Annotated in this window: 8 protein-coding genes; 5 read left to right on the plus strand and 3 right to left on the minus strand. The window is 72.7% G+C overall.

Annotated elements, in window-relative coordinates; genetic code table 11:
- The first annotated feature begins 67 nt into the window (after positions 1-67).
- Together ACFYXA_RS02180 and ACFYXA_RS02185 are read left to right on the plus strand one after the other, a co-directional pair.
- Positions 68-2,896, plus strand: a complete 2,829-nt coding sequence (locus ACFYXA_RS02180; RefSeq protein WP_389029002.1) for an SNF2-related protein — start codon at positions 68-70, stop codon at positions 2,894-2,896.
- Between the two features lie 950 nt (positions 2,897-3,846).
- Positions 3,847-5,649 (plus strand): SWIM zinc finger family protein, encoded by a 1,803-nt coding sequence (locus ACFYXA_RS02185; protein ID WP_389029005.1) that lies wholly within the window; start codon positions 3,847-3,849, stop codon positions 5,647-5,649.
- A gap of 76 nt (positions 5,650-5,725) precedes the next feature.
- Here the strand turns inward: ACFYXA_RS02185 and ACFYXA_RS02190 are convergent, their stop codons facing one another.
- Genes ACFYXA_RS02190 through ACFYXA_RS02200 form a run of 3 tightly spaced genes read right to left on the minus strand, consistent with a single transcriptional unit; the run spans position 5,726 to position 9,287 of the window.
- Positions 5,726-8,077, minus strand: coding sequence for an ABC transporter permease (locus ACFYXA_RS02190; RefSeq protein WP_389027521.1), 2,352 nt, complete (start codon positions 8,075-8,077; stop codon positions 5,726-5,728).
- Complete coding sequence (locus ACFYXA_RS02195; protein ID WP_352249420.1) at positions 8,074-8,766, minus strand: ABC transporter ATP-binding protein; 693 nt, start codon at positions 8,764-8,766, stop codon at positions 8,074-8,076. The genes ACFYXA_RS02190 and ACFYXA_RS02195 overlap by 4 nt, the downstream gene beginning before the upstream one ends.
- A complete protein-coding gene (locus ACFYXA_RS02200; protein WP_351092514.1) occupies positions 8,763-9,287 on the minus strand; it encodes a PadR family transcriptional regulator in 525 nt (174 codons plus the stop codon). Before ACFYXA_RS02200 ends, ACFYXA_RS02195 begins: the two co-directional genes overlap by 4 nt.
- Before the next feature lie 730 nt (positions 9,288-10,017).
- Between ACFYXA_RS02200 and ACFYXA_RS02205 the strand changes: the two genes are divergently transcribed.
- From ACFYXA_RS02205 to ACFYXA_RS02215, 3 genes are all read left to right on the plus strand, one after another.
- The gene (locus ACFYXA_RS02205; protein WP_389027524.1) at positions 10,018-11,223 is read left to right on the plus strand and encodes a serine hydrolase domain-containing protein; all 1,206 of its coding nucleotides are present in this window, start codon (positions 10,018-10,020) and stop codon (positions 11,221-11,223) included.
- Positions 11,224-11,318: 95 nt separating this feature from the next.
- Positions 11,319-11,807, plus strand: coding sequence for a GNAT family N-acetyltransferase (locus ACFYXA_RS02210; RefSeq protein WP_352249425.1), 489 nt, complete (start codon positions 11,319-11,321; stop codon positions 11,805-11,807).
- A gap of 292 nt (positions 11,808-12,099) precedes the next feature.
- Entirely contained in the window at positions 12,100-12,303 is a 204-nt protein-coding gene (locus ACFYXA_RS02215; RefSeq protein ID WP_037861485.1) for a cold-shock protein, read from the plus strand.
- Positions 12,304-12,424: the final 121 nt, after the last annotated feature.

Here is a 12,424-nt window from a genome sequence, read left to right on the forward strand (position 1 = left end):
GGGGGCTTTCGCGTGGCGGACGGCGGGGGCGCCGTCGGCCGGGGCTGCCGCGGGGCGCGCGGGACAGATGACCTCGGGGATGCCCGCAGGGCTGTCCTCGGAGCCGCTGGGTGTGCGCCTCGCCGCCGTCTTCCTGCCCGCGCCCCTCCCGCGCGATGGCCGCGTCGCCTTTTGGGACCCGGACGACGGCCCGCTGCCCGCCCCGCCGCACGCCGACCTCACCGACCTGACCGTCGTACGCCGGCACGGGTCCTCCGTCCGCCGACGGCAGGTCCCCGCGCTGACGCTGCCCCTGGACACCGCGCTCCCGCTCCTGGTGCGCGCCCGCCGTGACCCCGCCGCCCACCTCGCGACGGCCTGCTGGGGCGCGGCCGCACTGCACGCGCTGCGGCTCGCCGCCCGCGGCCGCCTGCTGCCCGGCCTCACCCCCGACGGCCACGACGCCTGGCGTGCCGGGCCGCTCGACCCGGAGGACATCGCCCACCTGCGCGCCGTCGCCGCCGCCCTGCCGTACGAGGGCCACGCCGTCCCGCTCCCCGGCTCCGGCCCGATCCGGCTGCCCCGCCCCGAGGCCCTGATGCGGTCCTTCCTGGACGCCGTCGCGGACACCCTGCCCCGCACGCCCGCCGCGCCCCACGCCTGCGGGAAGCCCTTCGCCGACCGCCGGCCGCAGCGGCTCCCCGACGCCCACGACTGGGCCGCCGAGGTCGCCGCCGGCATGGACGCGGGCGTGCGGATCTCGCTCCGGCTCGACCTGTCGGCGTCCGATCTGTTCGACGACGGCGGGGACGCGCGCCGCGCCGGCGCCGCCGTCGTGCAGGTGCACAGCCTCGCCGACCCGACCCTGGTGACGGACGCGGCGGTCCTGTGGGCGGGCGAGGCGGACACCGCCTTCGGCGCCCGCGCCCGCGTGGACGCGGCCCTCGCCGTACGCCGCGCGGCCCGCGTCTGGCCGCCGCTCGCCCGGCTCGCCGAGCAGGAGACGCCCGACGTCCTTGCCCTGTCCGAGGACGAGGTGAACGACCTGCTCGGCGTGGCCGCGACCCGCCTCGCCGCGGCCGGGGTCGCCGTCCACTGGCCCCGCGACCTCGCTCTGGACCTCAGCGCCACCGCCGTCGTCCGGCCCGCGCCGGGCTCCGCGACCGACGGCACCGGCTTCTTCGAGAGCGAGCAACTGCTCAGCTTCCGCTGGCAGTTGGCGCTCGGCGGCGATCCGCTCAGCGAGGCCGAGATGGACACGCTGGCCGAGGCCCACCGGCCCGTCGTCCGCCTGCGCGACCAGTGGGTGCTCGTCGACCCCGCCCTCGTCCGCAAGGCCCGCAAACGCGAACTGGGACTGCTGGACCCGGTGGACGCCCTGTCCGTCGCCCTCACCGGCACCGCGGACGTCGACGGCGAGACCGTCGAAGCCGTCCCCGTCGGCGCCCTGGCCGCCCTGCGCGACCGTCTCACCACGGGCGTACGGCCCGCCGATCCGCCCCCCGGCCTGCGCGCCACCCTCCGCGACTACCAGCTGCGCGGCCTGGCCTGGCTCGACCTCATGACCTCGCTCGGCCTCGGCGGCTGCCTCGCCGACGACATGGGCCTCGGCAAGACGATCACCGTCATCGCCCTGCACCTGAAGCGTGCCCGCAGCGAACCCACGCTGGTGGTCTGCCCGGCCTCCCTCCTGGGCAACTGGCAGCGCGAGATCACCCGCTTCGCCCCCGGCGTCCCCGTCCGCCGCTTCCACGGCCCCGACCGCACCCTGGACGACCTGGCCGGCGGCTTCGTCCTCACCACGTACGGCACGATGCGCTCGGCCGCCGCCGACCTGGCCCGGCAGACCTGGGGCATGGTCGTCGCTGACGAGGCCCAGCACGTGAAGAACCCCTTCTCGGCCACCGCGAAGGCCCTGCGCACCATCCCCACCCCCGCGCGCGTGGCCCTCACCGGCACACCCGTCGAGAACAACCTCTCCGAGCTGTGGGCCCTGCTCGACTGGACCACCCCCGGCCTCCTCGGCCCGCTGAAGGCCTTCCGCGCCCGGCACGCGCGCGCGGTGGAGAACGGCGAGGACGAGGAGGCCGTGGAGCGGCTGGCCCGCCTGGTCCGCCCGTTCCTCCTGCGCCGCAAGAAGTCCGACCCCGGCATCGTGCCCGAACTGCCGCCCAAGACCGAGACCGACCACCCCGTGCCCCTCACCCGTGAACAGGCCGCCCTGTACGAGGCGGTGGTGCGCGAGTCGATGCTCGCCATCGAGACCTCGCAGGGCATCGCACGCCGCGGGCTGGTCCTCAAGCTCCTGGGCGCGCTCAAGCAGATCTGCGACCACCCCGCGCTGTACCTCAAGGAGGCGGCCCCCGGCGCCGGTGACGGCCTCGCCGCCCGCTCCGGCAAACTCGCCCTCCTGGACGAACTGCTCGACACCCTGCTCGCCGAGGACGGCTCCGCCCTCGTCTTCACCCAGTACGTCGGCATGGCCCGCCTGATCACCGCCCACCTCGCCGACCGGGCGGTCCCCGTCGACCTCCTGCACGGCGGGACCCCGGTGCCCGAGCGCGAGCGCATGGTCGACCGCTTCCAGAGCGGGGCGACACCTGTCCTCGTCCTCTCCCTCAAGGCCGCCGGCACCGGCCTTAACCTCACCCGCGCGGGCCACGTCGTCCACTTCGACCGCTGGTGGAACCCGGCCGTCGAGGAGCAGGCCACCGACCGCGCCTACCGCATCGGCCAGACCCAGCCGGTGCAGGTCCACCGCCTCATCACGGAGGGCACGGTCGAGGACCGCATCGCCGAGATGCTCCAGAGCAAACGAGCCCTCGCCGAAGCCATCCTGGGCTCCGGCGAATCGTCCCTCACCGAACTGACCAACACCGAACTCGCCGACCTGGTCAGCCTCCGAAGGGAGGCGTGATGCGACACCACCCGTTCTCCGAGCCCACCCCTTCGCCGGACGACGCCCCGCCCGGGGCGGCGGAGAGCGAGGCTCCCGAGCCGCCGGACAGCGCCGCCCGGCCACCGGCTGAGCCGACGCCCCCGCCTGATCAGACCGGACCCCGTCCCGCCGACGAGGCCCGCCGCGCCCTGCGTGCCGCCCGGGCACGGGTGACGCCTGTCGAGGGCGAGGCGGCACGGTCTGCGCCGGCCGAGGGGCCGCGGAGGGCTCAGGGCACGTCGTCCGGCGAGCGTCCGGCCGACGCCGCCCGCGCGGCGCTGCGCCGCCCGGGGGCCGCTCAGCCACCGGGTCCGTCCCCGGCTGCCCCGGCCGACTCGACCCGTGCGGGGCAGGCCCCGACGGAGGCCGATGCCCCGACGACGGCACCCTCTGCTGCGGCACATACAGCCGAGGCACGCCGTGAGGCGCACGGCGCGGCCGGCGCACGGCCCGGGGACATCGCGCGTGAGGCCCTCCGCGCGGCACGGGCGAAGTCGCGGCAGGAGGCGGCCGACGCGGCCGACGAGACCGGCGCGCCCGCCCGCAGGCTCCCGCCCCCCGTCGCGGGGTCACCGAGCCGCGAGGCCGCTCCACGGGGTGCTCGCGGGGGTGCCGAACCCTTCGCCGGTGCCTCCCCGGGCCGGGGCGCCCACGCCGAGGTCGAGGAATCGGCTGGTGAGCCGGGTCCTGGGGTCGTGCGTCCGGACGCTGGGGGACCGGGTGGCGACCTCGCCGGCAGGCTTCGTACCGCCGCCGGGGGACCGGGCGACGACCCCGTCGGCAGGCTTCGTACCGCCGCCGGGGGACCGGGCGACGACCCCGTCGGCAGGCTTCGTACCGCCGCCGGGACGCCGGGCGACGAGCCCGCGCGCAGGCTTTCGCCCACCGCCGAAACGGGGACGCCGGGCAGTGAGCCCGCTCCCCGGGGTGTGCACGAGGACATCGACCCGTTCGCCGATGCCTCCCTCCGCCGGGCCGCTAGCGCAGACGTCAGGAAAGTTGCCGGCGAGCCGGGTCTCGAAGCCGAAAGTCACCCCGACACGCGGGAACGTGGCGACGCGCCCGCCCCCGGAGTCAGCCGCTCCACCGCGCGGGAAGCCGGCGGCAAGCCCGCTGCCGACGACGCGTCCGCCCCTCGTGTCAGCACCCCCGACGTGAGGAAAGCCGGCGACGCGCCCGCTCCCGGAGTCGATCGTCCCGAGACGCGTGAACCCGGCAACTCGCCCGCTGCCGGCGACGCGCCCGCTCCAGGAGTCAGCCGCCCCGAAGCGGGGAAAGCCGGCGCCGGGACCGCTTCCGGAGCCGGTCGTCCCGTCGCGCGGGAATCCGGCGACGCGTCCGCTCCCCGAGCCACCCGTCCCGCCGTGCGGGAACTTCGCGCCCACCCCGCTGTCCCCGCCCCGCACGCCACCCCGAGCAACCCCCGGCCCCCCTCCCCGCCCCGATCCATGGCCGCCCCGAACCGGGACAGTGAGCATCGCCGTACCTTTCCCGCCTTGCCGCCGAGGCTCGATCGCGGGGAACCCGCCGCCGCAGCCGACGAGTTCGCCGCGAGCTGGTGGGGGAACGCCTGGGTGAGCGCGCTCGAAGAAGGTGCGCTGGACGTCAACCGGCTGGCGCGCGGGCGGGGTTACGCCGAGCAGGGGCATGTGGACGCCATCACGGTCACCCCCGGTCTCGTCCTCGCCTATGTGCAGGGCAGCCGCCCCCGTCCCTACCGCGTGCAGGTCAGACTGCGCACCCTCGGCGACGAGGACTGGGAGCGGTTCCTGGACGCCGCCGTGGAGAGCCCCGCGCACATCGCGGCGCTGCTGGACAAGGAGATGCCCGAGTCCCTCGCCGACTGCGGCGTGCCGTTGCTGCCCGAGCCCGGTGACCTCGCCCCGCAGTGCAGTTGCCCCGACCACGGCCACCCCTGCAAGCACGCCGCCGCCCTCTGCTACCAGACGGCACGCCTGCTGGACGCCGACCCCTTCGTCCTGCTCCTCCTGCGCGGCCGGGGTGAACGCGAGCTGCTCGACGCGCTGTCCCGCCGCAACGCCACCCGCGCGGCCCGCGCCGCCCAGGAGCGCGAACCGGAACCTCTGCCCGGCATCCGGGCCACGGACGCCCTGGCCGCACGCCGACTACCGCCGATCCCGCCCCCGTTGCCCGTTCCACCGCACCCCGGGCAGCCCCCGGCATACCCTTCCCTCCCCGACGGCGGCCCCGACTCCTTCGCGCTGGACCAGCTCGCCACCGACGCCGCCACCCGCGCGCACGCCCTGCTCGCCACCGGCCGCGACGAGGTCGGTGAACTGACGCTCTGGCAGGACGCCGTACGGCTCGCCGCCGCCCGCCCCGGCTCCGGCCTCACCGCCACCACCCGCTCCCTGTACTCCGCCCTGGCGGCCGCCGCCGGCCGCACCCCGGCCGAACTGGCCCGCGCGGTCGCCGCCTGGCGCCAGGGCGGCATCGACGGCCTCGCCGTCCTGGAGGAGCCCTGGGACCCGCCGGCCGGCCGCTTCGACCGGGCCCGCCCTCTCCTCCTCGCCGCGGACCTCCCCGCCTTCCGGCCCTGGCGCAACCGCCTCACCCATCCCCGCGGCCATGTACAGCTCCGCTTCGGCCGCGAAGGCCTGTGGTACGCCTACGAGTCCGAGCCGGGCCACGACGACTGGTGGCCGCGCGGTACCCCCGACCCCGACCCGGTCGGCGCCCTGACCGGCCTGGACGGCGCCGACGACTTCTGAGAAGGAACAGCACGACCGCGCAAAGAAGTGGGCTCCCCCTGGCCGGAGGAGCCCACTTCAGGCAGCGAGCGCGGAGCTACTCCGTGCGCAGGCCCGTCGGACGCATCATGCGCAGCAGCGGCGGCAGGCTGAGCAGCGTGACCACGCCGACCACGGCCGCGCCCACGCCGGCCATGGTGAGCACGCTCGCCCAGTCCATGGTCACCGGGGTGTCGGTCATCTTCAGCAGCAACGCGCCGAGGGTGACGCCCACGGAGGTGGCCAGTGCGAGGCCGAGTCCGACCGGCAGCGCCGTCTGCCACAGCACCGAAAGGCTCAGCGTGCGGCGCCGGGTGCCGAAGGCGACCAGCGCGGAGAGCAGCTTCTTGCGTTCGCGCAGCTGTTCCAGCTGGGAGACCAGCAGGCTCGCCCCGATCAGCGCCAGCACGAAGGCGGAGCCGACGAACAGGCCTGTGCGGATGGCGGTGTACCTGGCGTTCTCCTGGGACGCCGACCAGCCGTAGGTCTGCGCCAGGGGGTCGAGGCGGGCGGCGACGTTGCGGACGTACTCGCGTGCGTCCGGCACCGAGGGGTCCAGCCGCAGGTAGACGCCGTCCGAGATCACCACGGGGGCGGCCGCGCGGGGCAGGGCGGCGGGGGTGACCAGCATGCTGTTGTAGTCCTGCAGTGAGTCCTTGCGCGCGTCCACCGCCCGAACGTTCGCCGGAACGGTCCAGGGCAGCTCGATGCCGTGGTCGCCGCCGTCGTACGACGGGTCGATCCAGAGCTGCCGGCCGGGCTTCAGCAGGGCGAGTTCGGAGGAGTTGTCGGGGTCCGCGTAGCCGCTGCGCGTTCGCGTGATGAACACGTCGCCGTCCTCGCAGGAGGGCAGGGTGGCGAGCTCGCGCAGTGCGGCGCAGGTTGCCACGGTCATGCTGTTGCCGTGCTCGGGGTCGCGACGTGCGTCCCCGTACTCGGCGCGGGCCAGGGCCACCGCCGCCCGTACGCCCTTGGCGCCGGCGAACTCGCTCTCGACGCCGGACAGTCGCTTGGGTCCGCTGAACTCGACCTGCATCTGGACCCGGTTCGGGTCCTGACCGGTGCTCTCGGTGTACTGGCTCTGCGTCCCCGTGAAGAGCATCTGCAGCGCGATCGCCCCTGCCACCGCCACGGCGATGCCGTTGACCATGCGGGCGGCGGTGCCACTGCTCAACTGCAGCCTTCGCACCGCCAGCTGCCAGGACAGCGAGCCCTTCCCGAGCCGGACGACGACCGCCTCCACCACCCAGGGCAGCAGCGCGGTGATGCCGATGAGCAGCATCAGGACGCCGCCGATGACGAGGTACTGGTTGAACTCCCCGTTCTCGTGGCCCTGGCCGATCATCGGGTAGAGCATCCCGAGGCCGGCCAGCGGCGGCAGCAGCCGCCACCACAGCCGGCGGCGGCGCTGTTTGGCCGCGCGCACGACACCGAGGGGTTCGACGACCACGCCGCGCATCGCGAGCAGTGTGACGAGCACGGCGGCGACCGGCACCGCCACCGCGACCAGCGCGGCGAGCGCGGGAGCGGGGTCGAGGTAGCTGGGCCAGACGCTCACGCCCAGCAACTCGCCGGAGCCGAGCTTCTGACGGGTGAGCAGGAAGAAGCCGGTGCCCACGACCAGACCGAGCAGCGCTCCGGCGAGCGCTTCGCCCGCCGCGATCCGCCGGGTCATCCCCCGGTCGGAGCCGACCAGGCGCAGCGCTGCGAGCCGGCGGTCGCGGCGTTCGCCGCCGAAGCGGACGGCGGCGGCGATGAACACGGCGACCGGTGTCAGCAGCGCCACGAACACGACGAGGACCATGAGCAGCAGCACCGGGTCGGTCTTCTCGGGCGCTGTCAGATCCTCCGGTTTGCCGAACCGGTCGAGCCGCGTCACCTGGGTTGAATCCGTGAGCTTCAGCCCCGAGCCGCCCGCGTAGTAGACCAGTTCGTGCGAGCCGACCAGCCCGCTCTCGCCGATCGTGCCGGTGATCTTGTAGGGCAGCCGCTCCCGCAGCAGTTTCGCGTCGTCCGACTCCAGCAGGTCCTTGAGCGCGGGGGAGACCAGCATCTCGCCCTTGCCCGGGAAGCGGTCGACGCCCGGGGGCAGCGGCGCCCGCCCGCCCTCGGGTTCGATCAGCCGGCCCAGGACGTCGTCGTCGCGCCAGGTGGTGTCGGCGGTCGCGACCAGGAGGGTGTCGTCGCCCTTGGGCGGGATCTTCTGGGCGAAAACGTTGACGTAGCGGGCGTCGTTCACCTTGTCGCGGGCGGCGAGGACGTTGGGCACCGCGCTGCACAACAGGAGCAGGGCCACGCCGAGGCCGACGCCGACCGCCGTCAGCGAAGTGCGGACCCAGCCCTCCCGGCCGCCGGTGACGGCGAACCGGGCTCCCATGGCCAGGTCCACGGCCCACTGTCGCGGACTCATACGGCGCGCTCCATGTCCCGGGACTTGCCGTCGCGCACGACGACCTCGCGGTCGGAGAACGCGGCCACCCGTGCCTCGTGGGTGACGAGGACGACGGCGGCGCTGGTGGAGCGGGCCGCCTGGGTGAGCAGTTCCATCACGCGCTCGCCGTTGTAGGAGTCGAGTGCGCCGGTCGGTTCGTCGGCGAACACCACCCGGGGGTTCGTGACCAGCGCGCGGGCCACGGCGACGCGCTGGCCCTGACCGCCGGATACCTCGCCGGGCCGCTTGCCGCTGAGGTCGTCGACCTCCAGGCGTTCCATCCAGCCGAGCGCCGCCCGCTCGGCGTCCTTGCGGGAGGAGCCGTTGAGCCTGAGCGGCAGGGCGACGTTCTCCACGCAGGTCAGCTCCGGCACCAGCTGTCCGAACTGGAACACGAACCCGAACTCCGAGCGTCTGAGGGCGCTGCGCCGGCCGTCGCTCATCGTCGTCATCTCACGCCCGTTGTAGGTGATCGATCCGGAGTCGGGCGGCAGGATGCCCGCGAGGCAGTGCAGCAGCGTCGACTTGCCGGACCCGGAGGGGCCCATGATGGCGACTACCTCGCCGGGGTGGATGGAGAATTCGGCGCCGTCGAGGGCGTGGGTCTGCCCGTACGTCTTGCGCAGGTCCCGCGCGGTGAGCAGGGAACCGGGGGGAGGAGTCGTCATCGGGCTATGACCTCACGGAGTTTGTCGAGTCGGGCGGCGGTCAGCTCCAGCCAGCGCAGGTCCGCCTCCAGGTGGTACAGGGCGTGGTCGCAGATCAGCTGGTCCGCGAGGTCGCCCTTGCGCTTGCGGTCGGTCAGGATGCGCATGCTGCGCAGATGCTCGGAGCGCTGGGTGTCCAGGACGTCGGCGGCGTTCCGGTGGGTGAGCAGCGCGAGGACGACCTTGGTGTAGAGGGCCGACTGGAGGTACTCCTCCGGCTTCTCCGGGGTCCCGAGCCACTGCTCCACATCGGTGACGCCGGCGTGGGTGATCGCGTACCGTTTGCGCTCCGGGCCGCCGCCGGCCTCGATCCCGTCGACCTCGACGAGACCGTTCCTCAGCAGCCGGGACATCGTCGAGTAGACCTGGCCGTAGTGCAGCGGCCGATCGTGACCGAACGTCTCGTCGAAGGCCCGTTTCAGCTCGTAACCGTGCCGCGGACCGGACTCCAGGAGCCCCAGAAGGGTATGACCGATGGACATGGGTCCACTATACGCATCGTGTATACGCGGCATGTATACACGTGGTGTGTAGCTCACGGCGTTGGACGCGTCCGCGCAGGTGAGGGACGCGGAGCCGCCACTTGTCACGATTCCGCAACGGCCCGAGCCGCGTGCTGTCCCGCTTCGTCAGGTGCCAACCGGCCAACCCGCCGCTCAGAAGAGGGATCTACCGCCGTCGGCGGTGCATCCACCGATGGAAGGCGCGCACCCTGTCGGGCCGTCGGCTCACGCCGGCGGTGGGAATGTCACTTGTAAGGCGGCATGTTGTCGGTCGGGTCTCCGGGACTCCAGTCCAAGTGGCTCACGAGGGCGATCAGGAGGAGTGCCACCCCGATCAGGACGAGCACCCCCACCCAGAAACTGTCCGCAGGTGCCGGACGGTGCGGATCCGGCGAGTTGCCCGGTCGGTCACCGACACCCTCACCAGCACGGTCTCCGGCGTCACTGTGCCCATCGGGCGCCATGGCCCCTCCTTCGACAAGGTCATGGCACCGCACGGCAGAACAGGCGTCAAGACGGCCCTGTGGCCCATGGTTTCCTGGGACACAAAGGGACATGGCCGCCAGTGCTGCAACCGGTGGTGATCGACCCCGAGCCGCGCCCGCCGGGCAACAAATGCCTACCCTGATCAGCCGTCAGGGACGCTTAGGGGGAGGTGTGGGGGTGTTCCCGGATGGCACGGCGAGGGCGTGACGAAATCATGATCGTCATGACTTCGACCTTCCTCTCCCGTCGGGCCCTCGTGGGCGCGGCTCTGACCGCCACCCTCCTCACGGCCGCCGCGACCCCTGCCGCGACGGCTGCCACACCGTCGCCTGCGGCTTCGCCCGCGTCCACCACGCTCCCGCCGCTCGACACGGCGGCACTCCGCGCCGCCATCTCCGATCTGGACCACCCGCAGGCGACGGCCGCTCAGCTGCTGGTCAGCGGCAAGGCGGGACATTGGTACGGCACGGCAGGCGTGGCGGACTCAAGGACGCACGCACCGCTCCGAGGGGACGACACGTTCCGGGCGGGCAGCATCACGAAGGTCTTCGTGGCGACGGCCGTGCTGCAGCTCTCGGCGGAGGGCCGGTTGGACCTGGACAAGCCGGTTCAGGACTACCTGCCCGGCCTGCTTCCCGAAGGCTACGCCCCGATCAAGGTCTCCCAACTCCTCAACCACACCAGCGGGTTGCCGGACGAGCACATCCCGGACTCCCAGCGGACCGACACCCCGGAGCAGATCCTCGCGCACCGCTACGACCAGTGGACACCGATGCAACTGGTGGCCACTCTGCCCCAGGACGCCCCGATGAAGTTCACGCCGGGCGCGAAGCAGGAGTACCGGGGCATGAACTACGTCCTGGCGGCCCTGCTGCTCGAAAAGGTGACGGGCAAGCCGTACGGCAAGGTGATCGGCGACCGCATCCTGCGCCCACTGGGCCTGTGTCACACGTCCTTCCCGGGCAACGACCCGAAGATCCACGGCCGGCACGTCCACGGCTACCTGGCGATGTCGGACGGCACCCTGGAGGACGTGACGGAGTACAACCAGTCCGAGGCGTGGGGCGAGGGCGAGATCATCTCCACGACACGCGATCTGAACCGCTTCATCACAGCCCTGTTCACACCGGGCAAGGTGCTGCCGAGGACGACGCTGGACAGGATGTTCGAGTTGCCGGCGCCGGAAGTGCGGATGGTGGACGGCTCCCCGGCCCGCTACAGCGTGGGCCTCCAGACGGTCACGGTCAACGGCGTGCCCCTGTGGGGTAAGACAGGGGAGCGGTACGGCTACAACTCGGCCGTGATGGCGACGCGGGACCTCAGGCGCAGCGCGGTGTACTCGTGGACGCCGACGCACCGCGACGCCAGCCAGGTGCAGATGGCGCTGCGGATAGCGGATGCGATCACGAAGCCGGCCGCCTCGCGGTAGAGCGGTCAGGCGCTGCCGGGCCGGCCGCCGGGAGCGCCTCCGCGTCCCCGACCAGGTCGGGACCAGGACACTCCCCGGTGCGGGATACTTTTTCGATGAGTTCACGCACTTCCCCGATCGGCCCTTCGATCACGATACGGAGGGCCGTCGCGCGGGACGCCAAACGGCTCACGCGGCTCGTGCGTGGTTCAAGCGCCTACGAGGGCAAGTACGCGGCCGCAGTCGCGGGCTACCGGGTCGGCCCTGATTACATCGAGGCCCACCGCGCCTTCGTGGCCGTCGCCGCCGACGAGCAGGGAGGCCGGGTCCTCGGGTTCTACTCGCTGGTCCTCTCCCCACCGGAGCTCGACCTGCTGTTCGTCGCTGACGAAGCGCAAGGACGGGGTGTCGGTCGGCTGCTCGTCGCGCACATGCAGTCCGAGGCCCGTGCCGCCGGGCTCGACAGTGTCAAGGTCGTGTCGCACCCTCCCGCCGAGGGCTTCTACCACCGCGCCGGTGCGGTGCGGACCGGGACCGCGCTCGCGAACCCGCCCGCCGTGCTGTGGGACCGTCCCGAATTCGAGTTTCGCGTTCCTCCGGAATGACGCGGTGCGCCGTTGAAATCTGTGCTTGCGAAGTGAGGCTTTTGCGGACCGCGCGGTGAGAGTTTTTGCCGCGCCGAGCGGAGCGGAATTTCGTACTGCGCACAGGCCGTTCCAGCGTGCTACCGTCGATCTCGGTTGCAGTCGTGGTTCCCGAAACTTCGAGTGCCCCACCCGGTTCTGTCCGTTGGGGGCGCTTTTGTATTTCCGGTCGTTTCCGGGCGGGGTGATCATTGCGGCGACAGGGCGTCCGCGCTGTGCGGAGCCCGATGTACTGCCCCGAAGGAGATATGACATGGCTACTGGTACCGTCAAGTGGTTCAACGCGGAAAAGGGCTTCGGCTTCATCGAGCAGGAGGGCGGCGGCGCCGACGTGTTCGCCCACTACTCGAACATCGCCGCGCAGGGCTTCCGTGAGCTCCTCGAAGGCCAGAAGGTGAACTTCGACATCGCGCAGGGCCAGAAGGGCCCGACGGCCGAGAACATCGTTCCGGCCTGACGCTGACCCACATTCTGCAGCTGGGGCCCGCATCCTTCGGGGTGCGGGCCCCAGCTGCGCACATCTCCTTTCTGTTTTTGCCGACGGTCCATACTCGTGATTCTCCGTGCTGTTCATTGCT

Origin of the sequence: Streptomyces sp. NPDC002566, from assembly GCF_042889585.1 — a bacterium.
GTDB lineage: Bacteria > Actinomycetota > Actinomycetes > Streptomycetales > Streptomycetaceae > Streptomyces.

Coding starts and splice junctions, on each gene's coding strand:
- ACFYXA_RS02215 (WP_037861485.1), top strand. CDS start 12,100: ATGGCTACTGGTACCGTCAAGTGGTTCAACGCGGAAAAGGGCTTCGGC.
- ACFYXA_RS02195 (WP_352249420.1), bottom strand. CDS start 8,766: ATGACGACTCCTCCCCCCGGTTCCCTGCTCACCGCGCGGGACCTGCGC.
- ACFYXA_RS02200 (WP_351092514.1), bottom strand. CDS start 9,287: ATGTCCATCGGTCATACCCTTCTGGGGCTCCTGGAGTCCGGTCCGCGG.
- ACFYXA_RS02190 (WP_389027521.1), bottom strand. CDS start 8,077: ATGAGTCCGCGACAGTGGGCCGTGGACCTGGCCATGGGAGCCCGGTTC.
- ACFYXA_RS02205 (WP_389027524.1), top strand. CDS start 10,018: ATGACTTCGACCTTCCTCTCCCGTCGGGCCCTCGTGGGCGCGGCTCTG.
- ACFYXA_RS02180 (WP_389029002.1), top strand. CDS start 68: ATGACCTCGGGGATGCCCGCAGGGCTGTCCTCGGAGCCGCTGGGTGTG.
- ACFYXA_RS02210 (WP_352249425.1), top strand. CDS start 11,319: ATGAGTTCACGCACTTCCCCGATCGGCCCTTCGATCACGATACGGAGG.